A 26,522-nucleotide genomic window follows, 5' to 3' on the forward strand; every position below is an offset into this window, starting at 1 on the left:
CCTCCTATTATTGGAGTGAATTTATGAAACTGGTTGCTGAAATTTCCCTGTATCCTCTGGCCGACAAATACATCGCGCCGATTCAGACCTTTATTGACCGTATTAACCAATACCCTGAGCTGGAAATTGATACCAGTGCCACCAGCACCCGTATCAGTGGCGAGTATCTGCCTACCATGGAAATCCTGGCTAAAGAGATGCAGCGCAGCCACCAGGAAATCGGTCAGGCCATTTTTGTGTGTAAGTTTCTAAACGGCGACGCCATGGGCAGCGGTCGTTAATGGATTTGTTACACACCCTGTCTGAGCAATGGGCGGCGCAGTCTTACTGGGAGCTACTGGCGGTGGTACTGGCCATTGGTTATGTGTGGCTGGCGGCGCGGCAAAATATTTGGTGTTGGCCTTGCGCCTTGGTCAGTACCGGTATCTACAGCTGGCTGTTCTGGGCCCATACGCTGCCACTGCAAACTCTGCTGAATGTGTATTATCTGGGGATGGCAGTATATGGCTGGTGGCACTGGCGGGCCATGGCTGACGATGAACCGGGCAAGGTGCAGACCCGCAGCCATGCTTATCATCTGTTGGCGGTGGTGGTGTTGCTGCCATTATCTTTGGTGATTGGCTGGGGCCTGCAAGGCTATTTCAACAATCAACATCTGTACGTCGATGCCCTGGTCACGGTATTCAGCTTGTTTACCACTTATCTGGTAACCCAAAAGGTGTTGGAAAACTGGCTGTACTGGCTGGTGATTAACAGCCTGGCGGCATGGCTATACTGGCAGACGGGGTTGTATCTTACCGCCCTGCTGTTTGTCGGCTACCTGGGCTTTGCTTTGTATGGTTATCTGAAGTGGCGTAGCAGTTATCTGGCGCAGGACGCTCATGCTGTCGGCTAAACAGCGTCAGGAACTGCAAGGGCTGGCGTTTATCGGTGCCGACTTTGAACTGGCCGCCTTATCAGGTGGTACGGTTAATCAAAATTACTGTCTGCGCTGTGGGTCTGGCCGCTACTTTTTGAAACTCTTTTGCCAAGGTGGTGGCGATCGTCAGGATCGCCAGCGCCAGTATGCCTTACAGCAACAAATCGCTGGTTTTGGTATGGCACCGACGCCGTTGTACTTGTCAGTGGCGGGCGATTTTATGCTCGAGGCTTGGCTGGATTTGGAAGATCTCGCCAGCAGCGCACTGGATATTCAGGGGAAACTGCACTGTTTGGCGCAGCGCCTTGCCGCCATTCATGCCTTGCCTATTCAATGTGCCGATCTGCCTTTGGTGGATGACTGGCAACACTATATCAAGGTGGGCAGTATTCAAACGCCAGCCTTGCTTGACGATGTCGCACAAGCAAGCCAGCTCTGGCTGGCATTGCCAAAGCCGGTATTCAGTCATCATGATTTGAGCTTTGCCCATGTTTGCCTGACTCCTGCCCGCATTTGCCTGGACTGGGAATATGCCGCCATGTCGACACCGGCCTATGACCTAGCGTCCAGTATCCTGGCCCAAGGACTGAACGATGCGCAGAGCAGGGTACTGTGCGACGAATATGCCAGAATTTGCGCGTTGTCTGTCGAGCTGCTTTGGCAGGAGATTCAGCAAATGTTACCTATCGCCAGGTTGACCAATCAGCTCTGGCACCTAGCTCAAGGGACCTTAAGCTCTTAGTTCTTAAGATGCCTGGGCCTTTTGCACTTGTGCGGCAGTCAAGCTGAAGAAGGCCTCTGGCGGGGTACTACTGTCAGTATAAGCCATGCCCCATTCGGCCAGCTTCTGTATGGCTGGCAATAAAGCCGCGCCTTTTGCGGTTAACAGATATTCATAGCGCACCGGCTGCTGCTGATAGGGCTGTTTAGTCAAAAGCCCCGCTTCCTGCAGACGTTTTAGGCGGGCGGCCAGTATATTGGTCGGGATCCCTTCTTGCTCACAGAATGCAGAATAACGTTTAGGCCCCTGAAGCAAATCGCGCAACAACAGCAGTGACCATTTATCGCCAATCACATTTAAGGCCTGGTGCAGTGGACAAGGTTTCATGTTGTTCTCGTTATAAGGCGTTGCTGAATTGTAAAAGTCTTACTTGCATTTTGAAAGTAACAATTGCTAAACTTTGTCGCTTTCAAAATGCAAGTGACGGTGGAAAGTGATGTTGGGGAGCTATAGGTGGAGTGAAAAGACCAATGGCATGTTGTCTTTTCCGGATAAAGTGCAGCTATTTGGGCTGCTGTTAAAAGCCAAATGTATTGAACAGCATTCGGCCTTGCTGATTCGCCTGGGGTTTAGGCCGGTACTAAGTGAGGTGGATGACCACTGGCTTTGTATGCCTGACAGTCAGTTGGTCCGGCAAGTCGAACAGGAAGCGGCTGCGCTTTACACTCAACCCTTACTGGCACATTGCTATCGCACTTACTTTTTTGCCCAGCTATTTGCCCGTTATCATAAACTTAAGGTGGACAGTGAATTGTTGGCGGTAAGCAGCCTCCTGCATGATATTGGCTTATGCTCCCCACATTCAGCACAGTGCAGTAACACCGGCTTTCAGGTGATTGGCGCGCGATATACTCAGCAGCGTTTGGCGCAGGCGGGCTATGATACCGCAAGGCAGAGGCGCGCTTATGAGAGTATTAGTCTGCATTTAAACCCCCATATAAAACCTGAGCAGCCCTGGGCGGAAGCGGCGGTGTTACAACGCGGGGCAACCCTGGATGTCATTGGTGCTAACCGGCATTTATTTGCCCAAGACTTATTGGTCGGGGTACACAAATATCATCCCCGGCACGGATTTAAGCAGGAGATTGTGGGCACTATGCATAAGCTGCCACACCACCCGAACTGCCACGCCGGTTTCTTAGGCAAGTGTGGCTTTGCGCAGCTGGCGATTTGTAATCCTCTGGACGCCAGCTAGGCCACGCCTTGACTTGAGCCAACGGCCAGGCGTACAACATTTGTGCACTTGATAAATGACAAGCAGATAAATGCTTTACCTTTACTTTGGCATGGGTATAATGCGGCCTCCATTGCAGGGGCGTAGTTCCAATTGGTAGAACAGCGGTCTCCAAAACCGATGGTTGGGGGTTCGAGTCCCTCCGCCCCTGCCAGCATTCAGAAAAGCCCGTCCTAGTGACGGGCTTTTTGCTTTTCTGTATCGAAGAAATGTGGCGGTGGGGCGAGACCCCCCATTGGGGTTTGACATCTTTGCCAGGAGCAAAGTGTACCGCGATAGCGCCGCTTGCGGTCAGGTGCAGGGATGCGCCTGAGGAAATCCCTCCGCCCCTGCCAGCATTCAGAAAAGCCCGTCCTAGTGACGGGCTTTTGCTTTTTTTACTGCCAGTAAAGCCGCGACAAACTTTGACGTTCTTCCAAAGCGCGATGTTTCCAATGCAACAACAGTCGACGCTACTTTGGCTGAGGTGGTAAGCTAGCGCTCTTATGACGACACTGACTCCTTATCAACAAGCGGTACTCACTGAACTGGGCATTGTTCAGTGGCAACTACGTGACACGCAGGCACCTGCGCAAGTGGTTACGCCAATGCAAGAGCCTGCGCCAATACAGAACTCTGCGGCTGTTACGCAACCAGCGCCAAGAGCTAATGCCGAGTCGGCTATTGCTCGCCTGAAGCAAGCTATGCAGGGGAGTGTACCGGCGGTACAGACTCCCTCTGAGCCAGCCCCAACCCAAGCGCAACCGCCAGTATTAGCGCCTAACGTAGAATCTGCACCCAAGGCGGAGCCGACCTGGGTTTCAGACAAGGAGCCCATATTCAGTGATGTGTTGCGCGCCCTAAACTGGCCCGAGGGGCAACGGACGCTTAGCTGGCAAGTAGCCGATACCCTTAAGTTGGATGGCGATATCCTTTATTGTCCAACACCTGCTGCTTTAGTGGCAGATAGCCGTCTTAAACGCCATTTATGGCAGCTTTTGCAAGCATGCTGACCTTTAGCCCCTTAAACCAGGGGAATTATCAACCTGCCTTTGCGTTGCAGCTTGCCTGCCATAGTCACCCCTGGTCTGAAGCAACCTTCGCTAGTTGCCTGGATGGTCAGTACTTTGCCTGGCAAATGGAGGATAATGGCGAGCTGGCCGGTTTCTATGTGGGGTTGCAGGTTTTGCAGGAAGCCACGCTGATGGATATTGGCATTGCCAGTGCAAAGCGGGGCAAAGGCTTGTCTAAACCCCTGCTGGAACATTTTTTCAGCCAATGCCGGCAAAAAGGTATTGAAGAAGTGTGGCTCGAAGTGCGAGCGTCTAATCAGCCGGCTATCGGCCTGTATGAGCAGTATGGTTTTACGCTGATTGAGCGGCGTAAGGGCTATTACCCCACCCATAATGGGCGAGAAGACGCCCTGATTATGAAGCTGAGCTGGGGCCAGGTCGGATAGGGGCCTTTCTTCCTTATTGGCAGCAAAAGGCCATCAACTTCGCTTAATTTCCTACTAGTCATGGGCGACTTTACAAGCGCTTTAGGCTACAATCCGCGCCTTGTTTTTGAACTGTTTCTGCCCGGCCATAATCAGATGCCGGTACCAGCAAACGGTCTGATATCAGTCAAACAGCAGCAGAGAATCCCGTGGCCAGCAAAGCTTATTTAGAACAACTGAACAAAAGACGCACCTTTGCGATTATCTCGCACCCGGATGCGGGTAAAACCACCATTACCGAAAAGGTCCTCTTGTTCGGAAACGCCATTCAAAAAGCCGGTACCGTTAAGGGGCGTGGCTCAAACCAGCACGCCAAGTCTGACTGGATGGAAATGGAAAAAGAGCGGGGTATCTCTGTGACTACCTCTGTGATGCAGTTCCCTTATGCTGATTGCCTGGTGAACCTGCTGGACACGCCTGGACACGAAGACTTCTCAGAGGACACTTATCGTACCCTGACAGCGGTTGATGCCTGTTTGATGGTTATTGATGCGGCCAAAGGTGTAGAAGACCGTACCCGCAAGTTGATGGAAGTGACCCGCCTGCGCGATACGCCGATCCTGACCTTTATGAACAAGCTGGATCGGGATATTCGTGACCCAATGGAGTTGCTGGATGAGGTGGAAACCGAGCTGAATATTGCTTGTGCACCTGTCACTTGGCCTATTGGTTGCGGCAAAGAGTTTAAAGGCGTTTATCACATCCACCGCGACGAAAGCATTCTGTATCAGACGGGCCATGGGCACACTATTCAGGAAGTGCGCGTGGTGAAGGGATTGGACAATCCCGAACTGGATGCCGCTGTAGGCAGTTCATTGGCCGGCCAATTGCGGGATGAACTGGAATTGGTGATGGGGGCATCCCACGAGTTTGAACAGGAAGCGTTTTTAGCCGGCGAGCTGACACCGGTATTCTTTGGTACTGCGTTAGGCAACTTTGGTGTGGATCATATGCTTGATGGCCTGGTTAAGTGGGCGCCCCGTCCACAAAATCGCCAGACCGATGAGCGTGAAGTGAGTGTGGAAGAAGAAAAGTTCAGCGGCTTTGTGTTTAAGATTCAGGCCAATATGGATCCTAAGCATCGTGACCGCATCGCCTTTTGCCGCATTGTCTCGGGGCGCTATGAAAAGGGCATGAAACTGTACCAAACCCGCATCGGTAAAGATGTACGTATTTCTGATGCACTGACCTTTATGGCCGGGGACCGCGAAGCGGTGGAGGAAGCTTTTGCAGGAGATATTATCGGCCTGCATAACCACGGTTCAATTCAGATTGGTGATACTTTTACCGAAGGTGAAAAGCTTAAGTTCAGCGGCATTCCCAACTTTGCCCCTGAGCTGTTTAAACGTATCCGATTACGCGATCCACTCAAGCAAAAGCAACTGCAAAAGGGCCTGATTCAGTTATCAGAAGAAGGGGCTGTGCAGGTATTCAGGCCGCTTATCAATAACGACCTCATCGTTGGGGCGGTAGGGGTACTGCAGTTTGATGTGGTGGTAGCCAGACTGAAAGCTGAATATAACGTTGATGCCATTTACGAGTCGGTTAATGTGTCTACGGCGCGCTGGGTGTATTGTGACGATGAACGTAAGTTGGATGAATTCCGTCGCAAGGCAGAAGTAAACCTGGCGCTGGATGGTGGTGACAACCTGACTTACATCGCCCCCACTATGGTTAACTTATCCCTGGCGCAGGAGCGTCACCCGGATATTAAGTTCCATAAGACCCGCGAACACTAATTAGCCACCTTGATACAGGATTGCAAAGTCTATGAATATTTACGAATTCCTTCTGGATAAATTTAAGCAAGCATTGGCTAACGTGGGCGCTCCACAAGGGGCGCAGGCGCCCCTGACCCGCAGTACCCGACCCGAATTTGGTGATTACCAGTTTAATGGTGCTATGGCGCTGGCCAAGACCTTAGGTCAAAAGCCTAGAGATATTGCCGACAAGATTATTGCGGCGGTAGAGCTGGATGGCATTGCCAGTAAGCTGGAAGTGGCAGGACCGGGTTTTATCAATATTCACTTGTGTACTGATTGGTTGGCGGCCCAACTGGATAACGCCGCCCAGGATCCACGTTTAGGCATTGACAAAGAGCCCGCGCAAACCGTGGTAGTGGATTACTCTTCTCCCAATTTGGCCAAGGAAATGCACGTCGGCCACTTACGAACCACCATTATTGGTGATGCCGTGGTGCGCATTCTGGAATTTATGGGCCATAAGGTCATCCGCCAGAACCATATGGGTGACTGGGGTACCCAGTTTGGTATGTTGCTGGCCCACTTTAGTGACCAACTGCAGGATCAGGTTGCCGAGACGGCGTTGTCAGATCTCGAAGAGTTTTACCGTGCCGCCAAAGTACGCTTTGACGAAGAGCAGGGCTTTGCCGATCGCGCCAGGGATTATGTGGTTAAGCTGCAAGGCGGTGACAGTCAGTGCCTGAAGCTTTGGCAGCAGTTTGTGGATATTTCTATCGCCCACTCTGAGGAGGTTTATAGCAAGCTGAATGTCACCCTTAAGCGTGAAGATATTATGGGTGAAAGTGCCTATAACGATCGTTTGCCAGGTATTGTCAGTGCCTTAAAAGAGCAAGGGCTGGCGGTGGAAGATCAGGGTGCGCAGGTGGTGTTTATTCAGGAACTGGCTGATAAGGAAGGCAATCCGGCGGTCTATATCGTACAAAAATCCGGTGGGGGTTATCTGTATTCCACCACTGATTTGGCGGCCATGCAGTATCGTTCTTTCGAACTGGATGCCGATCGTATCTTGATCCTGACCGACGCCCGTCAGGCGCTGCACTTTAAACAAACCGAAATTGTTGGCCGTAAAGCCGGCTTTATCCGTGAACAAACCAGTTATGAACATTGCCCCTTTGGCATGATGCTGGGCAGCGACGGTAAACCTTTTAAAACCCGCACCGGTGGCACGGTCAAGCTCGCAGAGCTGTTGGATGAAGCGGTCGAACGGGCGTCTGCGTTGATTGCTGCTAGAGACAGTGGTCTGAGCGCCGATGAGGTGAGCCAGGTTGCTCAGAAAGTGGGTATTGGTGCCGTTAAATACGCTGATCTGAGTAAGAACCGCACTACAGATTATATGTTCAGTTGGGACAGTATGCTGGCCTTTGAAGGCAATACCGCACCTTATTTGCAGTATGCCTATACCAGAGTTCAGAGCATTTTCCGCAAGGCGGGCGTAGATGCGCAGGCCCTGACGGCAAAAATTCAATTGCAGGCACCGCAGGAGCGCGCCCTGGCGCTGCAACTTAGCCAGTTTATCGAAGCGATATTGCAGGTTGAGCGCGATGCTACACCTCATGTGCTGTGTGGCTATTTGTATGACTTGGCTAGCCAATTTATGAGCTTCTATGAAGCCTGCCCCATCTTGAAAGAAGGGGTGGCAGATGAGGTGCGTAACAGTCGTTTACAGTTGGCTGCATTGACGGCTAAAACCTTGCATACCGGCTTAAATTTACTGGGTATAGATACCCTGGATAAAATGTAGACAACGCATTTTTTTCGCTGTATAACGCGCCGGCAATTTGCCGGCGTTTTTTTGTCCGTTACATTGCCCCGTCTTGTTGATTGATACACATGGTGGTGTTTTGCGTAATCCGCTCTTTCACGCAAGCCTCTTACATAGACCATTTGCAAATCTTTTGTTATTGACTAATTGTTAAAACGAAAGCTTTCAGTCTTAATCCATCAGTAGGGTAACGTTATGTGGTTTCGACGCAGTCATGCTGACGATATTGTGCGTGCTATTCATCAAACTCAGGCGGTCATCGAGTTTTCCTTAGACGGAACTATTGAGACAGCCAATCAAAACTTTCTGGCATTAATGGGTTATCAGTTACAAGAGGTGCAGGGCAAGCACCATAAAATCTTTGTGGATAACCAAGAGGTAGATAGCCAGGAATACAAGGATTTTTGGGCACAACTGCGCAGCGGCCGCTCGCAAACCGCACAGTTCAAACGTCTTACTAAGTCCGGTCGTCCCGTTTGGATTCAGGCGTCTTACACCCCCATCATCAGAAAAGGCAAGGTTGAGCGTATCATCAAGTTTGCCACTGATGTCACCGAACAGGTGTTGCAGCGGGCCAACTATGAATCGCAGTTACAAGCCATTCAGCGGGCCCAGGCGGTTATTGAGTTTGATCTGGAAGGTAACATTCTGACCGCGAATGAAAATTTTCTGCGCCTGATGGGGTATCAGTTGGATGACATTGTAGGCAAGCACCACGCCATCTTTGTAGAGCAAGGTGTGTCTTCATCACCAGCGTACCGGCAGTTTTGGCAGAACTTACGGCGTGGTACTTACCAGACTGCCGAATACAAGCGTATTACCAAGGAGGGACGAGCGGTATGGATCCACGCCACCTACAATCCAGTTTATGGGCCGGATAAAACCCTACAGAAAATTGTAAAGTTTGCTAGTGATATCACCGCAGAAGTAGAAAAGCGCGATGAATTTAAGTTGTTGTCTTTGGTAGCCAACGAGACTGATAACGCCGTGATCATTACCGATGTTGAGCGCCGGATTTTGTACGTCAATAACGGTTTTTGTCGTATGACGGGATACCGGCAAAAGGATGCGATAGGTCAACTGACCCGGGATATTCTGGTGGGGCCAAGAACCGATGAAAAAACCCGTCAGCGTATTGTTGATGAACTGTCTAAGCCGGCGGCATTTTACGATGAACTTGAAATACATAAACACGATGGCTCCGCATTGTGGGTGTCGGTGACCAGCAATCCGGTGATGAATGAGGATGGGCGGCACGGTGGTTTTATTGCCATCCTGGCCGATATCAGCGTGGTAAAAACGGCGGCTTTGGAGTATCAGACCAGGTTTGAGGTGATCAGTCGCTCCAACTTGCTGGTGGAATGGGATAATGCTGGTCATTTACTGGAGGTAAATGACTATCCCCGTAGCCACTTTGGCGTAAGTAATCAGGTGTTTGCCAAGGCCTTAGACACCTGGACGACTTATCTCAATGCTGATCAGCGTAAGCGATTTGCAGAAAAAGACCGTGTCTCATTGGATGTAGAAATTAAGGTGGAAGATAAGTGCTTTATGGTGGCGTCCACTTTTGGGCAGATTAGAACGGTAACCGGTGAGCCACACAAAGTTATTATGTATGGTTCAGATGTTAGTGAGCGTCAGGCGGTGGTGCAAAGTAGCGAAAGAGTCATGGAAGAGTTGATTCAATCCGGGCAACGCATTAACCATATGGTTGCAAGCATTAATGCTATTGCTGATCAAACCAATTTACTGGCCCTCAATGCGGCTATTGAAGCGGCCCGTGCAGGCGATGCTGGGCGGGGCTTTTCGGTTGTGGCCGATGAGGTGCGTAACCTGGCAGCTAAGGCGGGTGAGTCTGCCAGTGAAATCAATCAGGTGGTCAGTACCAATCAAACCTTGCTTAACAGCCTGTCAGATACCCTTAAGGTGTTAAATCGAAGGGGGGAGTCATAAAGATGGGTGCTGTGACAGTATAGAGATGGCTGACAACAGGGGGAAACAAGGGGAGGGCTGCCTCCCCTTGGTTATTCAGCCTCGCTATTGATAAGCTGCAGGAGTTCCTGGGTTTTGGCCTGCATCAGTGCCACATCCAGCTTTGACTCGACATTAAGTCGAATAACCGGCTCGGTATTGGATTTGCGCAAGTTAAAGCGCCAGTCGGGAAATTCAAGACCTACCCCGTCGGTGTTATCCAGCGCGATGGCATCAGCCTGATACTGGCTTAGTACCTTCTGTAAGGTCGCATCGGCATCCTTTACAATGCTGTTAATTTCGCCGGACGACGGAAAGGCTTGAATCCGCTCTTCCACCAATTGGGATAAGGGTTTACCACTGCTGCAGATAAGCTCTGCCACTAAAAGCCAGGGCAACATGCCTGAATCGCAGTAGGCAAAATCGCGAAAGTAGTGATGAGCGCTCATTTCGCCGCCGTATACTGCATCTTCCTTGCGCATTCGTTCTTTGATAAAGGCATGGCCGGTTTTACTTTTTACCGGACGGCCTCCGGCCTGCTTGATAATGTCTTCGGTATTCCAATATACCCTGGGGTCAAAAATAATCGCGGCGCCGGGGTCTTTATCCAAGAAGGCCTGAGCCAGTAGCCCAACGATATAGTAGCCTTCGATAAACTCACCCTTTTCATCAAACAGAAAACAGCGATCAAAATCGCCATCCCAGGCGATGCCCATATCCGCCTGATGCAGACGAACGGCATCGGTTGTTTGTTGACGGCATTCAGGCAGTAAAGGGTTGGGAATGCCATGGGGAAAAGTACCATCCGGCTGATGGTTGATTTTAATAAACTCAACTTGGCACCCGGCTTGTTTCAGCGCTGCTTCCAGGCTGTCCAAGGCCGGCCCTGCTGCGCCATTGCCAGCGTTAACCACCAGTTTCAGCGGGCGCAGTGTCTGGGTATTAATATAACTCAGCACGTGCGCGGTAAAGTGCGCCTTGTTGCTTTGCTCAAGATACTGGCCGGTAGCGGCCAGTTTGGCCGGGTCAATCAAGCCCTGTCCTGCTTCAAAGTCATATTCCTGCACTGTCTTAGCGTAGTGTTGCAGGGCCTGTTCAACCATCTGAGCGTCATAGCGCTCTGCCATGGCCTGAATAGTAAACAGGCCGGTATCGCCACTGATAGGGCGTGAGCCTTCTCTTACCAGTTTCATGCCGTTGTAATCAATGGGGTTATGGCTGGCGGTGACAACTATGCCACCATCCTGACCAAGATTGCTGGTGGCAAAATAAATTTCTTCTGTGCCCACCATGCCGATATCCGTCACGGTGGCACCGCCATCAATCAAACCGGCACTTAGTGCCAGCTTGAGTGGTGCAGAGGTCAGCCGGGCATCACCGCCAACCACCACGCTTTTAGCCTGCAGGTGCTCAGCAAAGGCGCGACCGATGCGATAGACTATGGCTTCATCCAACTGCTCACCCAGCTTGCCGCGAATATCGTAGGCCTTAAAACAACTCAATTGCATCATATGCCCTTAGCTTTGCTTAGTACGGCCGTAGCGATCTGAAAAGCGCACGATATCGTCTTCGCCCACATAGGAGCCGGATTGCACTTCGATTAACTCCAGTGGAATTTTGCCGGGATTTTCCAGGCTGTGGACTGCCCCGATGGGAATATAGGTAGATTCATTTTCGGTAAGCAGGAAGGTTTCATCGTCACAGGTTACCTGCGCGGTGCCAGCCACCACAATCCAATGCTCTGCTCTGTGGTGATGCATTTGCACCGAGAGTTTCTCGCCCGGCTTGACGCAAATACGTTTTACTTGGAAGCGGCTGCCCTGATCCAGGGAGTCGTAGCTGCCCCAGGGGCGGAATACCTCTCGATGAAATTCAAATTCTGGCCGTTGTTGGGCTTTCAGGGTATCTACCACTTTTTTGATGTCTTGGACCTTATCCTTGTGAGCAACCAGAATGGCATCTTTGGTTTCGACTACCACCACATCATCTATGCCCACTAACGCAATCAGGCGCTGCTCTGCGTTAATGTAACTATTGTGAACGTTTTCCAGTATGGCATCACCGCGCACAACGTTACCGTTGGCATCTTTTTTCTGCACTTCCCATAGTGAAGACCAACTTCCTACGTCACTCCAGCCGGCATCGAGGGGAATAACGGCCGCGTCCTGGGTTTTTTCCATAACGGCGTAGTCAATGGAATCAGATGGACAACCCGCAAAAATGTCACTATCTACCCGCACAAAATCGAGATCCTGGCTTTCGCTGGCGATGGCCTGGCGGCAAATAGTCAGAATGTCTGGGGCGTGTTTTTCAAGCTCTTGCAAATAGCGGCTGGCTTTAAACATAAACATTCCGCTGTTCCACAGATAAGCACCTGAAGCCAGATATTGCTCCGCTGTGGCAAGATCGGGTTTTTCGACAAATTCCGCCACACTGTAGCCCTGACTATTTTCAATGGCGTTGCCCTGGCGAATATAGCCGTAGCCGGTATGGGCGCAGGTTGGCACTATGCCAAAGGTTACCAGCTTATCTTGCTTAGCCAGTGATTCTGCATGCCGGATAGCGGCGTGGAAGGCGGCGATGTTTTCTATCAGGTGATCAGCTGCCAACACCAGCAGAACAGGATCTTCACCATTTTGCGTGGCATGCAGTGCGGCCAGGGCAATAGCGGGGGCGGTATTTCTGCCGACGGGCTCAAGCAGGATACCGTCATGTTGGATCCCTGCCTGTAGTAGTTGCTCTGCCACAATAAAGCGGTGTGCATCATTACAGACAAACACCGGTGCTTCATGCTCAATTCCGGTCAGGCGGCTGAGGGTATCCTGCAACATACTGTGTTCTGAGGTCAGAGTTAAAAATTGCTTAGGAAAGGCTGCCCTGGATTTGGGCCACAGCCGGCTGCCGGTGCCACCAGCCATCACAATGGGTTTCATTTATTATCTTCCAGATTGATTTTTTTATAAGCATAACATCGGCTTGAGGTAAGGGGTATAGGTAGCAGAGTGATACAACGTTGTGCGCGGCACGTCCCTGTGCCTGACAACAGGGCCGTTACCTCACGTTGGCTTTTCCTGCCAGGGCTTTGACGGTTTGCTTGCCAATACCCTGGATCTTGGCGAGATCCTCTATGGATTGAAAATCACCATTGTCCTGACGATACTTCACAATGGCTTCGGCTTTACTTTTACCTATTCCCGGCAGTTTCATTAATTCCTTGGCCGATGCGGTGTTAATGTTGATACCGGCTACAGCGGCCTCTGCCTGTTGCCCTCTTTCCTTATTTACGTCCTTATCTGATGCCAGGACAGGGGCACTGAGCCCAAGCATCACGGCTAACAATACTGAAAGTTTTTTCATTTTCCTTTTCCTTATTCATCCTTGTCCTGACGCTGAGCGTCGATTAGAAGTGTAGACCGTTAGTCGCCAGGTGGTAGAACTGGGGCAAGGAAATTTTAACATCCCGATACGCCCACCATGGATGGTGGAAGTGCAGAAAACGCACGACTCCAGGGATGGAGAAGGTAGAGCGAATCAGGAGACAGAGCCGAGGAGCAGATTTTCTGCCCGTCCATCCTTGGACATCGCCACTCAATCGCTTCCATGCGATCGCGGCATACCGTCCATCCTTGGACATAAAAAAGCCGGTCAGAGACCGGCTTTGGTTTGATAGGAGTTAGACCTTACAGGCGCTCAAGTACTGCCTGTGTAAAGTCGGTGGTGCCGTGAGAGCCACCCAGGTCACGAGTAGTGCGGTCACCAGACTCAATAACCTCTTTCACTGCGGCACGAATCTTCTCGGCTTTGTCCGCCATGCCCAGGTATTCCAGCATCTGAATAGAAGCCAGGATAACCGAAGTAGGGTTAGCCAGGTTCTTACCAGCGATATCAGGGGCTGAGCCGTGTACTGCTTCGAAAATGGCACAGTCTTTACCGATATTGGCACCAGGAGCCATACCCAATCCACCGACCAAGCCGGCACACAGGTCTGACAGAATATCACCGAACAGGTTGGTGGTGACGATCACATCAAACTGATGGGGGTTCATAACCAACTGCATACAACAGTTGTCCACGATCATCTCGGTAGACTCAATTTGCGGATAACGCTGAGCAACTTCACGCGCTACTTTCAGGAACAAGCCGCTGGTTGACTTCAGGATGTTGGCTTTGTGCACGGCGGTGACTTTTTTACGGCCTTCGCGAACCGCCAGTTCGTAAGCAAAGGTCACGATACGCTCAGCGCCTTCGCGAGTGATCTTACTCATGGCTTCTGCTTCGGAGCCATCGGCGGACACTACCTGACCCAGACCTGAGTACATACCCTGGGTATTTTCACGGACGGTAATGATATCAATGTCTTCGTATCTGGCTTTGGTTCCTTTGAAAGACAGTACCGGGCGAACGTTAGCGTACAACTGGAACTGCTTGCGCAGGCTAACGTTGATAGACGTGAAGCCTTCGCCGACTGGTGTAGTCAATGGGCCTTTCAGGGTGACTTTATTCTTGGCGATAAGATCAAGGGTTTCCTGCGGCAGCAATTCACCGTGGTTCTCCAGTGCAACCAGGCCCGCATCGGCATAATCATAGGCAAAATCGCATCCGACTTTATCCAGAATTTGAATAGCTGCGTCAACGATGTCCGGACCAATGCCGTCACCACGAATAACCGTAATACGTTGTTGAGTCATGAAGAATTCCTATGTCTGTCGTCAGGCCGACCTATGGTTTGTATTGGTGCCACAGGCGATAAGTTCTGGTCGCACAAAGCGCCAGATTTCTGGGCGCGTTTTATAGCACTTTAGCCGGTGATTTTCCAGCCGCTACCGATGAAAGCCCGCTTATCTCGGACAATAGCAATGGGTTGTTTCCACTATCTGCCATTTTAGGTATTGCCAACGTGCAGGCGACAGTCGCAGATACGCCATGGCCTGTTGATAATAGTCGTTTTCTGCAGCTTCGCCTTCGGCAAACCAAATCTCTCGCGCCATGATCAGTCCCAGCCCCAATAAGCAGCTTAATCGGCGTGCAGGGCGTGGCATCAAAGACAGGGGGGAGGCATGGTGGCGAATAGCCTGGATGAGCAGAGGCTCTTGTCTCCATCCCTGCGCCAGGGCGATAGCGTGTTTTAACAGTTCATCGGCCTGAGGAAATGCCAGTAATCCACTCAGTGCATAGCGTGGCGAGGCGCTTTGGGGCAGTGTTATTCTTTTTTTCAACCAGGGGCTGGTAAACAACCCCGCACTGGCAAAATAGCCTAGGGTCATGACTTCGCCGTGATCATTCACGCCATGTTGGCTGGCCAGTATGTCCATACAGTTGACCAGCAAATGAGTGAACTGAAGCAGGGGTTCCTGTAATGGAAAGTAACGTTGATTGACCCGGTTAAGTAGCGCTTGCTGAATCAGCAGATGGCGTGTGCGGGCCAAGCCTTGAAAGAGTAATGCATGCTTAACTTCGACAAACTGCAATTTTAGTCTGGCTCTGCGACTAGCATCTTCACTAAGCTGGCGGGCGAGAAAGCCTTCGTCGGCTATATGCCGGGCAAGTTTGTCCAGATCCGGCTCTGATTGCCCCAGCAGCTCTTGGATAACTAGAAGTTTGGCGGGAGGCTGCGCAATGGGGTAGGTGTTTTTATTTACCTTCAGGACACTGTCTGACTGGGACTGTAACTTGGCCCATTCTTGATTCCAAAAGTGCCCGATAGCCTCCAGGTTCTGCACTGTCAGAGGCGGTAGGATACGCACAATATCTGATTTAGTGCGCTGCTCAATTCCCATTACCTGTGATTGTTCGCCTTCAACCAATGGCTGGACAAGGTAGCCCGTTGGTGTTTGGGAAAGGATCAGAACGGGTTGTTGATTCTGTAGTTCAACAGAGGTACCGGGCGGTAACAGGCCGGGAAAAGGGAACAAGCTGTCAAGCAAGCTCAAAAAGCTGGGGGGGAGTTTAGGAGCCCAATATTTGACGATACCGGCAAACCCTCTGTCCCGACGTTTTTCACCACTTAGCAAGGCGGCCAGCAACGTTAAGCGCTGCGGTGCGTGTAGACGGTTAAATGCCGCTTGGATACGAGGTTTGTCTATATGAGGCAGCAAACGTACCAAAGGCAGCAAACAGGCATACCAAAGCGATTGATTATGCTGTTTTAGCCAATGTAGTAAGGCGCGGTGTTGACCTGCGGGCCAGAGTACAGCACTGCTTACCGCGCACAATAGCGTATGTGCGGTATGCTCATTGACGCCCATGCGCTGACATAACAATTGGGTCGCCACCAGTTGACGAACTGCCGTCTGGAGTTCTGGGGTGAGGTCGCTGATCGATAACACCAGCAATGCATAAAAGCGCTCAGATTGTTCGCTGGCGGTATGGGTAAGGCTGGCAATTCGTTGGCACTGTTTCAAGAACGCAGGCAGAGACTCTCCTGCCGATGCCTGCGAATGCTGCAGTGCCTGGATTAAGCTCGCCAGTGCAGTGAGCTCAAGGCTCACTACCAGTCCAAATACTGTTGGTAGGCCCCTTCTCCCCAGGCGATAAGCTGATCGTTTTTAAACAACAACGGGGTGCATTCATTCATGGTGGTGATACCGTCAGACTCCATATGCTGAGTGCGGTAAAACATCACTTGCAGCTTCTCATCATTATTGCGTTTAGCTTCGCTGATGTCTGGCGACCCCATTAATTCAATAATGGCCTGACGACTGGTACCAAGTTCCAGTTTACCCACTTGGACTTTATTGTACTGTTCCCGATCCTGCCAATCCATGGAGTTAGGATCATCCGGGTAAAACAGCAAGACCAGGGCGGCAAAGAGCAGATAAATGACCAGACCCAGGCCAATTCGTTTTGCGACAGTTTTGTTCATAGGTGCAAGAAATTAGTTATTGTAGTGGCAACAGCAAGAGTCTACACAAATTCACGCGTCAGAACAGGGGGCTCTGACGCTGATATTGTTCTACTGAACTTTATTTCGCCACCTTATAGCAAGGTAAATACTTACTGCCAGGTAGTTTCATACGATGTTGAACGACAAAGGATTCCAGCAATTCGTCCAGCATACTCATAAGTCGTTGCTCACCGTTTATTTCAAATGGCCCTTGCTCACGAATCTGTTTCACCCCTTCCGCTTTTACATTACCGGCCACGATACCGGAAAATGCACGGCGTAACGATGCAGCTAATTGTGCCTTGGGTTGATCAAAATGCAGATTCAAGGCCTTCATGTTGTTGTGCGTGGGCATAAAAGGTTGCTGGAATTCAGGATCTATCTTCATCGACCAGTTGAACTGGTAGGCGTCGCCACGCATTTTGCGGTATTCAGTGATATCCGCCTGGCTTTGCTTGATGGTTTTGGCCACCAATGCCGGGTCGTCAACGATGATGGTGTAAAGGTTTTGTGCTTCTTTACCCAAGGTGGCGCCTACAAACTGGTCGATACTGGCAAAGTAATCTTCACATTCCTTGGGACCGGTCAAAATGATAGGTACAACCTGATCGCGATTCTGTTCATGCAGCATAATGCCAAGCAAGTACAGCAACTCTTCAGCGGTTCCCACGCCGCCAGGGAAGATCACAATGGCATGGGCTACGCGGACAAAGGCCTCCAAGCGTTTCTCAATGTCCGGCATAATAACCAGTTCATTGACAATAGGGTTTGGCGGCTCTGCGGCAATAATGCTCGGCTCGGTAATGCCCAGATAGCGCCCATGCCTGACCCGCTGTTTGGCATGGCCAATAGTGGCGCCTTTCATTGGTCCTTTCATGGCGCCGGGACCACAACCTGTACAGATGTTCAGGTCTCTCAGGCCCAATTGATAGCCGACTTCTTTGGTGTATTTATATTCAAGCTCACTAATGGAGTGGCCTCCCCAGCACACCACCATATTGGCTTCGCCGCTGGGACGGATAACTTCAGCATTACGCAACATGTCAAATACCATATGCGTGGTATGCACGGACTCTGGTGCATTCACACAAAGGTTATATTCGTAACGTGCGCCCATATGCAACAAATCGCGCAGTACGGCAAACAAGTGCTCGTGTACGCCTTTGATCAATTTATCATCCACAAATGCCAAGGCAGGAGGATTAACCAATTCAATTTTGACCCCCCGTTCGCGGCGAAGCAGATTGATCTCAAAGTCTTCATAAGGTGAGAAGATATTCTCGAAGTTATCCTCGTGAGCCCCGCTATTCAAAACCGCCAGGCTACAGTTACGAAACAATTGATAGAGTTCACTGGAGGTGGAGCGTTTCAGACGGTCAACTTCAAGTTGAGAAAGCAGGCTCATTGCCCCTATGGGGTTAAGCTGTACGGTTCGTTTCATTATGATCCTTTATTGATAACGTAGCGATTCCGACCTTGATTCTTGGCTTCATATAAGGCGCGGTCAGCTCGCTCAAAAACAGTTTCTACATCGTCTTCACGATTAAAGCCCGCCGCGCCGATGGATACCGTGATGGTGACCGCTTGCTCTTTGAACTTGAAAGGGATCTTTTCTATTTGCAAACGGATTTTTTCAAGCACGTTATCCAGCTCGCTGACGGCGGTTTGTGGGAACAGAATAACAAACTCCTCACCGCCCCAACGAGCAAGAAAATCCGTAGTACGCAGGCATTTACTGATGTTCTGTGCGATAACCTGAAGGGTTTTGTCACCGCCGGCATGACCGTACCTGTCATTGATACTCTTAAAATAATCCACATCGACCAGCGCCATGCTCAGATCTGTGCCATATCGACGCCAGCGACGATATTCCAGTTCGACCCTGTCATTATAGGCATAACGATTGGGTATCTGCGTCAGCGGGTCGTGGTGGCTGTGATATTTTTGTTGTAACAGCTTTTGCTTGTACTCAGATGCTTCTTTTTCCAGTGCGCTCAACTGATCTTTCATTTCTCTGAGCAAATTCATCAGCGCAAGTTGTTCGTCCTTGTCCGCCCGTTCGCGGCTGTCCAAGGTCGAGGCCATCTTACTTAGGTATTCGCTGGCCTGTTGCTTTAACAAAGCGATATCCTGAGCGTCATCAACAGCCAGCTCAATGCCTTGTAGTTGCTGCCTGAGTTGCTGGTTATGCTGTACTTTCAACTGATAAGCAGACTGACTGTCTTTCAGTGAACGGCCAACGGCCTGACTGACATTACCCAAGGTATTGTGCAGACTGGCAATAAAACGTTCTGCTTGTTTGCGGTCTTTTAATACCTCTTTGGACAAGGCCCGCACCAGCAGCAAGCAACACTCAAGAAGTTGGTTGTGAGTCAGACCTTGTTCAAGCCGTTGGCGAATCTCTTGCAGTTCTTTTTCTTTGCTGGCGCTGGACAGCTGTATCACTAGGTCGCGCAGCTCCCACACCAATTGTTGATGAAAGTTTTCTTCTGCATCATTCAGTGTTGGTTCGGTAGCGGGTGCACTGCTGTTTTGTAACGCCCGCTGGTACAAAGACAGGGCCTGTTCGAAATAAGGAAAACTGGAATAAATCGAGGCATGACTTTGCTGTAAAGTTTGCAGAAATTGCTGCGTCTCGTCTCTTAATGCTTTAGGCAGTGCCGCATTACGTTGCAATTGGGTGGTGGCACTTTCCAGTAAACCATGAATTTTGGCATTTTGCTGTTTACTGTAATCGGCATTTTCGATCAGTAAGCCGGTGAGTTTGCTGATGCTGACTTCGGCCATGGCAAAGTTCATTTTGCCTAGCAGATAGCTTCTCAGAGCATGCAGCTCTTTGTCTAATAACGGATTAAAGCCATCATAAAATTTGCTGAGACGAACAATAAACTGCGACAGAGTGTCAATTTGATGCTTTAAGTTACGCAGCATTTTTTGCTGATTATGGGGAGACATATCTGCTCGCAGGGTATTGGATTGTGACTCATTATCCATGCCAATGGGTCCTTTAACGCGGCTCAGGATCAAAGAAACTGGTTCGGTGCCAGCTTGTTTTAGCGCTTCTGCTTGTCAGTATAATGGGAATTTGCCTGGATATAACCAAATTTTTCAAGAATGGCGGGGAGTTGCGATGCTTTTGCTGACAATAAATTGAATATCTTGCTGTGTTTACGAGCTGAATGATGAAAAACAAAGGGATGGCAGTGCCATCCCTTTGTTTCAGTCGTCGTTCAATGGACGTTTGACCAGATAGTAGGGTAACCGGTCGTTATTATTATTAAGAGGCATGTGTGTTCCAGTCCTGTATTCAACAACTGCGGACATTTTACCCAGCCAAAGCAAAAATGAAAGTGTTTTTGTAATTAAACTTGTTGGCTTTCAGTTTTATTGTCTGACCAAACGAAGATTTGGCCAGTTGCTCTCAAAATTACTTCTGAACGGATTGATGTCCAAACCACCTCTGCGCGTATATCTGGCGTAGACCGTCAGTTTCTTCGGTTGGCATTGCTGTAAAATGTCACAGAAGATTCGCTCAACACATTGTTCGTGAAACTCGTTGTGTTGCCTGAAGGAAATCAGGTATCGCAACAAACTCTCCGGGCTGATTTCATTGCCTTCGTAGCGAATGACCACGCTGGCCCAGTCTGGCTGACTGGTAATCAAACAGTTGGATTTAAGCAAGTGACTAATGTGAGTTCGCTGCACTTGCTTGTTGGTACATATGAGTAAGTCAGGTGCAGGTTGGTAGTGATCAACCTCGATATCCAAGTCATCGAGTGACTCAGCATCATAGTGATGAATGGCAAAATCTTGTGCTGCATTCAAATCGAATAACTTGACTTCTACGTCTGCCCCCGCGCAGGCGGATAAGTCCTTAGACAATATTTCTGTTAGCGCTTGTGGACTGGCAAGGCGCCATTGATTAAAACTGTTCAGGTATAATTTAAACGACTTAGATTCGATTAAGTTTGGGCTATCGGCAGGAATGATAACCTGAAGCAGTGCCACGCAAGGCTTACCTTTATCATTCAACCAGGATAATTCATAGCCGTTCCAAATATCTACGCCGTGAAAGGGTTGCTGTGTGACTATACCCAGCTCTTCACGATTAAGGCTGCGTGGCACGGCTTGTAAAAGCTCGGGGCTGTACTGGTCAATATATTCAGATGCTTTTCCCAGACTTAAGTGTGCCAGGGGATTGCTCGGCTTATTCTCTGTCATCGGTTTTCTAAGCAGGTTAAACTGCCGTCATTCTATCTTCTTTAGCGGTGAAGCCATAGTTATGGATGTGATTACTAGTCTGCAGGCCTTTGTCCAACGATATCTGGACCATCATCAACATACACAGTTACCACTGACAACAGAGTGGGATGCTGATTGGTTGTCGCCTTGTCAACAAGGTGAACCGGATGAAACCGGCCATATTCACTGGCTGCCGGTGGCTAGAACCGATATCAGCGACTTTAGGGATACCGAACGCGCCTTGGAAATCGACTTTCATCCTGACATCAAGGCTTTCTTTGGTGCTTACTGGAGTGAGAATCTGGCTGCCAGCGCGCCGAGAGGTGAGTTGCAGTTGTTGATGCCATGGAATGCAGATGACTTTGCCCGCTTACAACAAAATCTTATTGGCCACGTGCTGATGAAGAAGCGCTTGAAGCAGCCGATTACGTTGTTTTTTGCGGTAACCGACGATGATGATTTTATCTTAAGTCTTGATAATCAGACTGGTCAGGTGATGCTGGAACGGGTTGGGCTGCCTGCCAAAGAAGTCCTGGCCGAAAACCTGGCCAGCTTCCTTGATGAGCTGACGCCAAGGTAAACCAAGCTCACTGATTCTGTAGGTGCTGGTGGAGTTGTTTAACCAGGTTGGTCAGTTCGGCTAATTGTTTTTCCAACTTATCTACCCGTTGTTCCAAAGAGGGAATAAGCACCTCCGTGGCCTTGCTAGGCTTTACCTGAGCCGCCATTTGGGCGGGGGCTTGTTTCCATTTTTGCAGTACAGATAAAATGTCTGCGAGTGGCAAAGGTTTTTGGGCTTTGGCCTTAACTAAGGCTACTGAGGGGGCTTTTCCTGCTGCGGCCAACTCCTGGCAAAGGGACAGAATATAGTCTGCATTATTCATAAATGTGGTCAATCTAACTATCTATTGGCGAATTGTGCATTCTAACATTGATGTCCCGCCATATTGTTAGATAATAAGTCTCTATAAATCAATATGTTATCTTGTTGGCTTGGTGTTTGCTAGCTTAGCGCTGACATACTCAACATTGGAGATAACAAGATGAATAAACCCTTTGCGATTGCTGTCCTAAGTTTATCCTTAATGGGATTGTCCGGCTGTATCATCTCAGTGAAACCCGATCAGCACGGGCAGGCAGACTGGCAGCAAAGAGAGGAGCACAATCGTAAAACCATCGCGAGTCTTGCGCCTGGCATGTCGATGGAAGAGGTTACCGCCCGCTTGGGGGTACCGGATTTCAGTGAACTTTATAAACAGGATCAACAAGATATTCAGGTGCTATTTTACCGTACCCACCGTCATCATGGTGACGGCACAACCAGCAAGGATGAGTGCACGCCACTTGTGTTCAAACAGGCACAGCTTGTGGGCTGGGGAGAAACAGCCTACCAGCAAAGATAATGCCTGGTTAATAAGGTAATTCAGCGTAGCCTGGTGTTTAGTTGGTCGATGACTTCTGCCCATTCGGCGTCTTCCGCCAGCGCGCGCTGGATAAACTGTGCTTGTGATGGGTTCCAAAAAGGCGCGTGTTCCAGTTTCACACTATTTTCCAGCCCTTTATGACGCTCAATAAAGCGGTCAATGCCGTTATCGGTGTTTTCCAGTCCCAGTTGCTCAAACAGATCATGAATACTTGGCATCAGTGTCATGACATCCTCCGTTATGAAATGGATAACAAAAAGTTAACAAAAGCCTCGTGCTGAGGTATTGTTTACAACTATAGACAACTTTGTTGGAATCAACATGAGTCAGGCACAACTTACCAGAGACAGTGTTAAAGCCATTTATCTGGCCGCTGAAGATCTGAAGGTCGCAGCGTCTATTCTGTATCTTGCCTATCATGATGATCCCTTGTTTATGGGTATCTTTCAGTCAGACAAAGAAGGCTACGAAGAAAGGTTGCGGGCGGCAATTCGGGAGGAGCTGAATTCCTTTTGGATGGCGAGACAGCCTATGATCGGCTTGTTTGAAGGTGAGCGTTTATTGGCTGTTGCCTGCCTGATCCAGCCTGATGCCAGTATTGGGCCTAATCGTTTCTGGCATTGGCGCTTAAAGATGCTGTTAACTGCAGGCTTCCTTGGCACCAAACAAATGATGGATAAAGAGCAGAGGGTAAAAGAACGAGTGCCCGCCAAGCACTACCATATGTTGTCTTTTATCGGCGTGCATCCAGATCACCAGCATCGAGGATTGGGTCATGTCTTAATGGGCGCAATAGATACATTGATGCGAGAAAATGCACAAAGCGAAGGTGTTGCGGTGTTTGTCACCTTACCCAAATGCCTAGGTTTCTTTGAAGACGGTGACTATCAATTAGTGGAAGAACTTCAGGTGGGCAGACTGTCCGGACACCTGATGTTTCACGCCAAATCAGCATAGGCTTGATAGTTTTTAACGGATTTTACGCTGTAACTTGTTAGCCATTCAAAATCTCTGTAAGACAACGACGATTCAGTTTGTAAGACATTTCTCACAATGTTGTAGGAGAAACTGCTTTTATTCGCGTATCTAAAGTCCTACGAATTTATTCAACATATTGATTTATATGAATTATATTTTTTGTCTTGATGGCAGTTTGGGCAGTGGTCCAGTGTAAGCCTTTGGGAGGCAGATAGAAAATATTTGCCGTTGCTATATCTTTATACCTGTCACAAGGAAACACGATGGGTCAGGGAAGAAAGACGGACAACCTTCAGGATGAAGGTAACGGATTGGCCTTAAGGATAAGGTAAAGTGGAAACGCTTTAAGGATAAAGCACAGGAATGCATCAGGATGATGCAAAGGGACAACTCCAGGATGGAGAATCACGCCAAATAGGGAGGCGTTGAAAAAGGAGAAGGGAGCGGGATCCACTCAGGATGAGTGTCTTACTCAGGGAGAGTAAGAGCATATGGATTGGATTCCAGAAGGAATTGGAACAAGGAAGACAGTGGCAAAGGTATGCCGTAAAGGGAATTAGTTATTGGTAGGGGCGTGGTCTTGTGACCACGCCTTTATTCTTTTTATTGCCAGCTAAACCCGATATGGCGGTAGGTGGGTTTGAGTAACTTGCATTCCTTGCATCACCAAACTTCCCTGATATGCGTCTTCGCCGTTGCCTGAAAATTCAAAATTGAATTCGCAATACCAATCCAGTTTACCCCGGTAGGCGCGAATACGGGTTTTGTGCCTCGACAATGACAACAGTTGTAATCCTTGCTTGTTACAGTAATTGTCCATGTAGCGATAGGCTTGCTCCGTCATTGCTCGGATACGCCAAAACTGCCAACCCAAAGCGCCTATTAACAGAAACAGCGTTAACTCACCGAGGCTCATGCTTGCGTCTCACTAAACAAGCGCCCTATAGCCTGAGTCAATGCATCACTTTTATCCGGGCGGCGAAGTAAACTCAGCATGTTTGCTCTGAGTTCAGGTAATCTGACTAAATCGGCAAAAACCGGAGCAAACAGTGACGGTGCCTGCGTGGCCAAACGATCCATAAACCTATCTAACAATCCCTCATGAGTCAGCCTATACCAGTGGCGACCGGAAATTGTGATCATCAGATTAGTGTCTGTTTCTGTCGTTTGGTTTAGCAGGGCGGTTAATTTAGCCGTCACCAAACCGTCCGCCTGGCTTTGGCTCAATGCGCGCAAACAAGCAATTTGCCAGGCAGATTGTTGTTCATGGGTGGCCATTTGCTGCAGCACAAATTCACTGAGACTGACATCAATCTTGTGATTTTCAAGGGAGTTCAGCAGGCTTAGCTGCACGGCTTCGTTCAACTGATTAAAGCAGCTTAAAAACAGTGCTCTTATACTATTCTCGTTGAGCCTGGCGACGATATCGGCCAACCCTTGCAGGGGGACGTCCTGCCAATTAAAAGCCGCAGGGGTTTGTAGGTAGGCCAATGCGGCTTTTTGGTAGTCAGTTTCCGGCAGCTTAAGGGCGTGTCTGACGGCACTGTTAAAATCAGCCATCTGCTGTGCGCCAGGTACAAATCCATAGGGATGCTCGGGAAGTTCATCTGGTGATTTGTTATCCATTTGCCGTCCAAGTGCTTCAAGCACAATGCCCAAAAAGTGGTTGCGGGCGGCGCTAACCAGCATACCTTGCTCATCCAGAGGCAGTTTTAAAAACCAGATATAGTGCTGACCTGACAGCTGTTTATTCCAAAACAGTACCGCCACCCAGGCAAAGCCTAAACGGGGGTAGGGGTGAGGCTGTTTGTTGTTTTCGATATCGAGAAACTGTTGAGTACTGAGTTTCCGGATGCCTCGGCCTAAATCATAAACCCGGTACTGACAACCGGATTGCAGCAGGAATTCGCTAAGTGTGCTGATGCTGGTCATGTTACTCTTGCACGTCACGCTGTCAGTACCCAATGCAGTTGGCCTGACAATGAAATAATGGAAATGGCCCGCAAGTATAACCCGATAGAAATAGCATGTCAGACTTTGTAAAACGCAAGTTAAGCAACAAATTGCTTGGCAAACTCATTACTGCCTTGCAACAAACCCATATGTGGCAAGCCGAACCTCCTTCTGCGCAAGCCCTGGCAAGTCAGGCACCATTTGGTGTGGATACCCTGGCATTTGAACAGTGGTTGCAGTTTGTTTTCTTACCCAAGATGACCACGCTTATCGCGCAGGAAGCGCCTTTACCACAAACCATGAGTTTGACGCCCATGGCGCAGCAGAGCTGGCCGATGCGGGCAGACTTAACCCCGCTGTTTGAGGTATTGCTGGCATTTGATGATCTGTATGCCCCTTTGCCAGTATTGCCTGTGCTTTATCAGGATGAACACCTTGTGGCGGTGCATAAACCTGCCGGCTTGCTGGTGCATCGCAGTCTTATCGATAAATATGAAACTCGCTTTGCTATGCAAGCGGTTCGCGATCAGTTAGGACAACAGGTTTTCACGGTTCACCGCTTGGATAAACCTACTTCCGGGGTATTGTTGTTTGCCCTTAGCCAGGATGTGGCTCGTAGTCTGACAGAGCAGTTTACCCTGGGGCAAGTGACGAAAACTTATCGGGCCATAGTACGGGGCTTTACCCCGGATGAGGGGCTGATTGACTACCCACTAAAGGAAAAGCTGGATAAAATCGCCGATAAAAAAGCTCGCTCAGATAAGCCTGCACAAAGCGCTATTACTGCCTACAAGACCTTGGCTAAATTTGAGTTGCCTTATCCGGTCAGGCCCTATCAGACCGCCCGCTATTCGATACTTGAGTTGTATCCTAAGACCGGTCGCAAGCATCAGATTCGCCGCCATATGGCACATATTCGCCATCCTATTATCGGTGATGTGAATCACGGTGATGGCAAACACAATGCCCTGATGCGGGATCAATTTAACTTCAAAGGCTTGGGTTTATGTGCCACCCAGATTAACCTGACTCATCCTGTGACAGGCAAACCACTTAGCATAGGGGTTGAGACCGAGCCCCGCTTCGATGCACTATTAGCACAGTGGCAAAGCTATCAAGCAGAAGCGCAGTAGAG

At 49.6% G+C, this 26,522-nt stretch carries 26 protein-coding genes, 1 tRNA gene and 3 pseudogenes; 16 read left to right on the top strand and 14 right to left on the bottom strand.

The features are described from left to right. Nucleotides 1–23: 23 nt before the first annotated feature. From IEX02_RS14500 to IEX02_RS14510, 3 genes are read left to right on the top strand one after another with little or no spacing between them, the layout of a single operon-like run. Nucleotides 24–281, top strand: coding sequence for a hypothetical protein (locus tag IEX02_RS14500; protein WP_188696685.1), 258 nt, complete (start codon nt 24–26; stop codon nt 279–281). Next, the gene (gene pnuC, locus IEX02_RS14505) at nt 281–895 is read left to right on the top strand and encodes a nicotinamide riboside transporter PnuC (protein WP_188696688.1); all 615 of its coding nucleotides are present in this window, start codon (nt 281–283) and stop codon (nt 893–895) included. The genes IEX02_RS14500 and pnuC overlap by 1 nt, the downstream gene beginning before the upstream one ends. Beyond that, nucleotides 882–1,661: a phosphotransferase gene (locus IEX02_RS14510; RefSeq protein ID WP_188696691.1), complete on the top strand. Its 780-nt coding sequence runs from the start codon at nt 882–884 to the stop codon at nt 1,659–1,661. The genes pnuC and IEX02_RS14510 overlap by 14 nt, the downstream gene beginning before the upstream one ends. Nucleotides 1,662–1,664: 3 nt before the next feature. Here the strand turns inward: IEX02_RS14510 and IEX02_RS14515 are convergent, their stop codons facing one another. Further along, entirely contained in the window at nt 1,665–2,027 is a 363-nt protein-coding gene (locus IEX02_RS14515) for a winged helix-turn-helix transcriptional regulator (RefSeq protein ID WP_188696695.1), read from the bottom strand. 148 nt (nt 2,028–2,175) lie between these two features. On the opposite strand from IEX02_RS14515, the gene IEX02_RS14520 reads away from it, so the two are divergent. From IEX02_RS14520 to IEX02_RS20610, 8 genes and pseudogenes are all read left to right on the top strand, one after another. Next, nucleotides 2,176–2,895, top strand: a complete 720-nt coding sequence (locus IEX02_RS14520; protein ID WP_188696697.1) for an HD domain-containing protein — start codon at nt 2,176–2,178, stop codon at nt 2,893–2,895. A 116-nt stretch (nt 2,896–3,011) separates the two neighbouring features. After that, nucleotides 3,012–3,088 (top strand) — tRNA-Trp (locus tag IEX02_RS14525). Nucleotides 3,089–3,419: 331 nt separating this feature from the next. After that, complete coding sequence (locus IEX02_RS14530) at nt 3,420–3,926, top strand: hypothetical protein (RefSeq protein ID WP_188696700.1); 507 nt, start codon at nt 3,420–3,422, stop codon at nt 3,924–3,926. Then, nucleotides 3,920–4,372: a ribosomal protein S18-alanine N-acetyltransferase gene (gene rimI / locus IEX02_RS14535; RefSeq protein WP_188696703.1), complete on the top strand. Its 453-nt coding sequence runs from the start codon at nt 3,920–3,922 to the stop codon at nt 4,370–4,372. Before IEX02_RS14530 ends, rimI begins: the two co-directional genes overlap by 7 nt. Nucleotides 4,373–4,560: 188 nt before the next feature. Then, entirely contained in the window at nt 4,561–6,150 is a 1,590-nt protein-coding gene (gene prfC / locus IEX02_RS14540; protein WP_188696706.1) for a peptide chain release factor 3, read from the top strand. A gap of 31 nt (nt 6,151–6,181) precedes the next feature. Further along, on the top strand, nt 6,182–7,915 hold the full coding sequence (argS, locus tag IEX02_RS14545) for an arginine--tRNA ligase (RefSeq protein WP_188696708.1): 1,734 nt from the start codon (nt 6,182–6,184) through the stop codon (nt 7,913–7,915). Nucleotides 7,916–8,131: 216 nt separating this feature from the next. After that, nucleotides 8,132–9,232 (top strand): annotated as a pseudogene (locus tag IEX02_RS20605) (PAS domain S-box protein); the annotation flags it as partial. Nucleotides 9,233–9,547: 315 nt separating this feature from the next. Next, nucleotides 9,548–9,776 (top strand): annotated as a pseudogene (locus IEX02_RS20610) (methyl-accepting chemotaxis protein); the annotation flags it as partial. A gap of 184 nt (nt 9,777–9,960) precedes the next feature. Here the strand turns inward: IEX02_RS20610 and IEX02_RS14555 are convergent. The 9 genes from IEX02_RS14555 to queF form a co-directional block, all read right to left on the bottom strand. After that, nucleotides 9,961–11,415, bottom strand: coding sequence for a phosphohexomutase domain-containing protein (locus IEX02_RS14555; protein ID WP_308422506.1), 1,455 nt, complete (start codon nt 11,413–11,415; stop codon nt 9,961–9,963). Nucleotides 11,416–11,424: 9 nt separating this feature from the next. Continuing rightward, entirely contained in the window at nt 11,425–12,840 is a 1,416-nt protein-coding gene (locus tag IEX02_RS14560; RefSeq protein WP_188696716.1) for a mannose-1-phosphate guanylyltransferase/mannose-6-phosphate isomerase, read from the bottom strand. Nucleotides 12,841–12,958: 118 nt separating this feature from the next. Beyond that, nucleotides 12,959–13,264, bottom strand: coding sequence for a helix-hairpin-helix domain-containing protein (locus IEX02_RS14565; protein WP_188696719.1), 306 nt, complete (start codon nt 13,262–13,264; stop codon nt 12,959–12,961). A gap of 323 nt (nt 13,265–13,587) precedes the next feature. Further along, nucleotides 13,588–14,595, bottom strand: coding sequence for an isocitrate dehydrogenase (locus tag IEX02_RS14570; protein ID WP_188696721.1), 1,008 nt, complete (start codon nt 14,593–14,595; stop codon nt 13,588–13,590). Nucleotides 14,596–14,745: 150 nt separating this feature from the next. Further along, nucleotides 14,746–16,395, bottom strand: a complete 1,650-nt coding sequence (locus tag IEX02_RS14575) for a hypothetical protein (RefSeq protein ID WP_188696723.1) — start codon at nt 16,393–16,395, stop codon at nt 14,746–14,748. Further along, nucleotides 16,395–16,769: a DUF3192 domain-containing protein gene (locus IEX02_RS14580; RefSeq protein ID WP_188696725.1), complete on the bottom strand. Its 375-nt coding sequence runs from the start codon at nt 16,767–16,769 to the stop codon at nt 16,395–16,397. Before IEX02_RS14580 ends, IEX02_RS14575 begins: the two co-directional genes overlap by 1 nt. Before the next feature lie 100 nt (nt 16,770–16,869). After that, nucleotides 16,870–18,231, bottom strand: a complete 1,362-nt coding sequence (gene ppnN, locus IEX02_RS14585) for a nucleotide 5'-monophosphate nucleosidase PpnN (RefSeq protein WP_188696726.1) — start codon at nt 18,229–18,231, stop codon at nt 16,870–16,872. Continuing rightward, complete coding sequence (locus IEX02_RS14590; RefSeq protein ID WP_188696729.1) at nt 18,231–19,784, bottom strand: GGDEF domain-containing protein; 1,554 nt, start codon at nt 19,782–19,784, stop codon at nt 18,231–18,233. The genes ppnN and IEX02_RS14590 overlap by 1 nt, the downstream gene beginning before the upstream one ends. A gap of 390 nt (nt 19,785–20,174) precedes the next feature. After that, the gene (queF, locus tag IEX02_RS14595; protein ID WP_188696732.1) at nt 20,175–21,011 is read right to left on the bottom strand and encodes an NADPH-dependent 7-cyano-7-deazaguanine reductase QueF; all 837 of its coding nucleotides are present in this window, start codon (nt 21,009–21,011) and stop codon (nt 20,175–20,177) included. Between the two features lie 61 nt (nt 21,012–21,072). Here queF and syd point away from each other — a divergent pair, with 61 nt between their 5' ends. Continuing rightward, nucleotides 21,073–21,612 (top strand): SecY-interacting protein, encoded by a 540-nt coding sequence (gene syd, locus IEX02_RS14600; protein WP_188696734.1) that lies wholly within the window; start codon nt 21,073–21,075, stop codon nt 21,610–21,612. A gap of 7 nt (nt 21,613–21,619) precedes the next feature. Here the strand turns inward: syd and IEX02_RS14605 are convergent, their stop codons facing one another. Beyond that, the gene (locus IEX02_RS14605) at nt 21,620–21,916 is read right to left on the bottom strand and encodes a hypothetical protein (protein ID WP_188696737.1); all 297 of its coding nucleotides are present in this window, start codon (nt 21,914–21,916) and stop codon (nt 21,620–21,622) included. 159 nt (nt 21,917–22,075) lie between these two features. On the opposite strand from IEX02_RS14605, the gene IEX02_RS14610 reads away from it, so the two are divergent. Continuing rightward, a complete protein-coding gene (locus tag IEX02_RS14610) occupies nt 22,076–22,435 on the top strand; it encodes a DUF3192 domain-containing protein (protein ID WP_188696739.1) in 360 nt (119 codons plus the stop codon). Nucleotides 22,436–22,455: 20 nt separating this feature from the next. Here the strand turns inward: IEX02_RS14610 and IEX02_RS14615 are convergent, their stop codons facing one another. After that, nucleotides 22,456–22,683, bottom strand: a complete 228-nt coding sequence (locus IEX02_RS14615) for a DUF2789 domain-containing protein (RefSeq protein ID WP_188696741.1) — start codon at nt 22,681–22,683, stop codon at nt 22,456–22,458. A 94-nt stretch (nt 22,684–22,777) separates the two neighbouring features. Here IEX02_RS14615 and IEX02_RS14620 point away from each other — a divergent pair, with 94 nt between their 5' ends. Then, nucleotides 22,778–23,413 (top strand): GNAT family N-acetyltransferase, encoded by a 636-nt coding sequence (locus IEX02_RS14620; RefSeq protein ID WP_188696743.1) that lies wholly within the window; start codon nt 22,778–22,780, stop codon nt 23,411–23,413. A gap of 634 nt (nt 23,414–24,047) precedes the next feature. Here the strand turns inward: IEX02_RS14620 and IEX02_RS14625 are convergent. Both IEX02_RS14625 and IEX02_RS14630 read right to left on the bottom strand, forming a co-directional pair. Next, nucleotides 24,048–24,350, bottom strand: coding sequence for a DUF3301 domain-containing protein (locus IEX02_RS14625; RefSeq protein ID WP_188696745.1), 303 nt, complete (start codon nt 24,348–24,350; stop codon nt 24,048–24,050). Beyond that, nucleotides 24,347–25,366 carry a DUF3549 family protein gene (locus tag IEX02_RS14630; RefSeq protein ID WP_188696747.1) on the bottom strand — a complete coding sequence of 340 codons (1,020 nt, stop codon included), beginning with the start codon at nt 25,364–25,366 and terminating at the stop codon, nt 24,347–24,349. Before IEX02_RS14630 ends, IEX02_RS14625 begins: the two co-directional genes overlap by 4 nt. 95 nt (nt 25,367–25,461) lie before the next feature. Here IEX02_RS14630 and IEX02_RS20490 point away from each other — a divergent pair. Continuing rightward, a pseudogene (locus IEX02_RS20490) lies at nt 25,462–25,764 on the top strand (YqcC family protein); the annotation flags it as partial. Nucleotides 25,765–25,785: 21 nt separating this feature from the next. Continuing rightward, nucleotides 25,786–26,520: a tRNA pseudouridine(65) synthase TruC gene (gene truC / locus IEX02_RS14635; protein ID WP_229702251.1), complete on the top strand. Its 735-nt coding sequence runs from the start codon at nt 25,786–25,788 to the stop codon at nt 26,518–26,520. The last annotated feature ends 2 nt before the right edge of the window (nt 26,521–26,522 follow it).

This window comes from Bowmanella pacifica (genome assembly GCF_014645355.1).
In the GTDB taxonomy this organism is placed as follows: Bacteria; Pseudomonadota; Gammaproteobacteria; order Enterobacterales; family Alteromonadaceae; genus Bowmanella; species Bowmanella pacifica.

What these genes read in the sequence shown, in the direction of transcription:
- IEX02_RS14630 (WP_188696747.1), bottom strand. Translation starts at nt 25,366, where the DNA reads ATGACCAGCATCAGCACACTTAGCGAATTCCTGCTGCAATCCGGTTGT.
- IEX02_RS14570 (WP_188696721.1), bottom strand. Translation starts at nt 14,595, where the DNA reads ATGACTCAACAACGTATTACGGTTATTCGTGGTGACGGCATTGGTCCG.
- IEX02_RS14560 (WP_188696716.1), bottom strand. Translation starts at nt 12,840, where the DNA reads ATGAAACCCATTGTGATGGCTGGTGGCACCGGCAGCCGGCTGTGGCCC.
- pnuC (WP_188696688.1), top strand. Translation starts at nt 281, where the DNA reads ATGGATTTGTTACACACCCTGTCTGAGCAATGGGCGGCGCAGTCTTAC.
- IEX02_RS14625 (WP_188696745.1), bottom strand. Translation starts at nt 24,350, where the DNA reads ATGAGCCTCGGTGAGTTAACGCTGTTTCTGTTAATAGGCGCTTTGGGT.
- IEX02_RS14555 (WP_308422506.1), bottom strand. Translation starts at nt 11,415, where the DNA reads ATGCAATTGAGTTGTTTTAAGGCCTACGATATTCGCGGCAAGCTGGGT.
- ppnN (WP_188696726.1), bottom strand. Translation starts at nt 18,231, where the DNA reads ATGAAACGAACCGTACAGCTTAACCCCATAGGGGCAATGAGCCTGCTT.
- argS (WP_188696708.1), top strand. Translation starts at nt 6,182, where the DNA reads ATGAATATTTACGAATTCCTTCTGGATAAATTTAAGCAAGCATTGGCT.
- IEX02_RS14530 (WP_188696700.1), top strand. Translation starts at nt 3,420, where the DNA reads ATGACGACACTGACTCCTTATCAACAAGCGGTACTCACTGAACTGGGC.
- IEX02_RS14620 (WP_188696743.1), top strand. Translation starts at nt 22,778, where the DNA reads ATGAGTCAGGCACAACTTACCAGAGACAGTGTTAAAGCCATTTATCTG.
- rimI (WP_188696703.1), top strand. Translation starts at nt 3,920, where the DNA reads ATGCTGACCTTTAGCCCCTTAAACCAGGGGAATTATCAACCTGCCTTT.
- IEX02_RS14500 (WP_188696685.1), top strand. Translation starts at nt 24, where the DNA reads ATGAAACTGGTTGCTGAAATTTCCCTGTATCCTCTGGCCGACAAATAC.
- IEX02_RS14520 (WP_188696697.1), top strand. Translation starts at nt 2,176, where the DNA reads ATGTTGTCTTTTCCGGATAAAGTGCAGCTATTTGGGCTGCTGTTAAAA.
- IEX02_RS14615 (WP_188696741.1), bottom strand. Translation starts at nt 22,683, where the DNA reads ATGACACTGATGCCAAGTATTCATGATCTGTTTGAGCAACTGGGACTG.
- queF (WP_188696732.1), bottom strand. Translation starts at nt 21,011, where the DNA reads ATGACAGAGAATAAGCCGAGCAATCCCCTGGCACACTTAAGTCTGGGA.
- syd (WP_188696734.1), top strand. Translation starts at nt 21,073, where the DNA reads ATGGATGTGATTACTAGTCTGCAGGCCTTTGTCCAACGATATCTGGAC.
- IEX02_RS14610 (WP_188696739.1), top strand. Translation starts at nt 22,076, where the DNA reads ATGAATAAACCCTTTGCGATTGCTGTCCTAAGTTTATCCTTAATGGGA.
- IEX02_RS14510 (WP_188696691.1), top strand. Translation starts at nt 882, where the DNA reads ATGCTGTCGGCTAAACAGCGTCAGGAACTGCAAGGGCTGGCGTTTATC.
- IEX02_RS14580 (WP_188696725.1), bottom strand. Translation starts at nt 16,769, where the DNA reads ATGAACAAAACTGTCGCAAAACGAATTGGCCTGGGTCTGGTCATTTAT.
- IEX02_RS14565 (WP_188696719.1), bottom strand. Translation starts at nt 13,264, where the DNA reads ATGAAAAAACTTTCAGTATTGTTAGCCGTGATGCTTGGGCTCAGTGCC.
- IEX02_RS14605 (WP_188696737.1), bottom strand. Translation starts at nt 21,916, where the DNA reads ATGAATAATGCAGACTATATTCTGTCCCTTTGCCAGGAGTTGGCCGCA.
- IEX02_RS14515 (WP_188696695.1), bottom strand. Translation starts at nt 2,027, where the DNA reads ATGAAACCTTGTCCACTGCACCAGGCCTTAAATGTGATTGGCGATAAA.
- IEX02_RS14590 (WP_188696729.1), bottom strand. Translation starts at nt 19,784, where the DNA reads ATGGATAATGAGTCACAATCCAATACCCTGCGAGCAGATATGTCTCCC.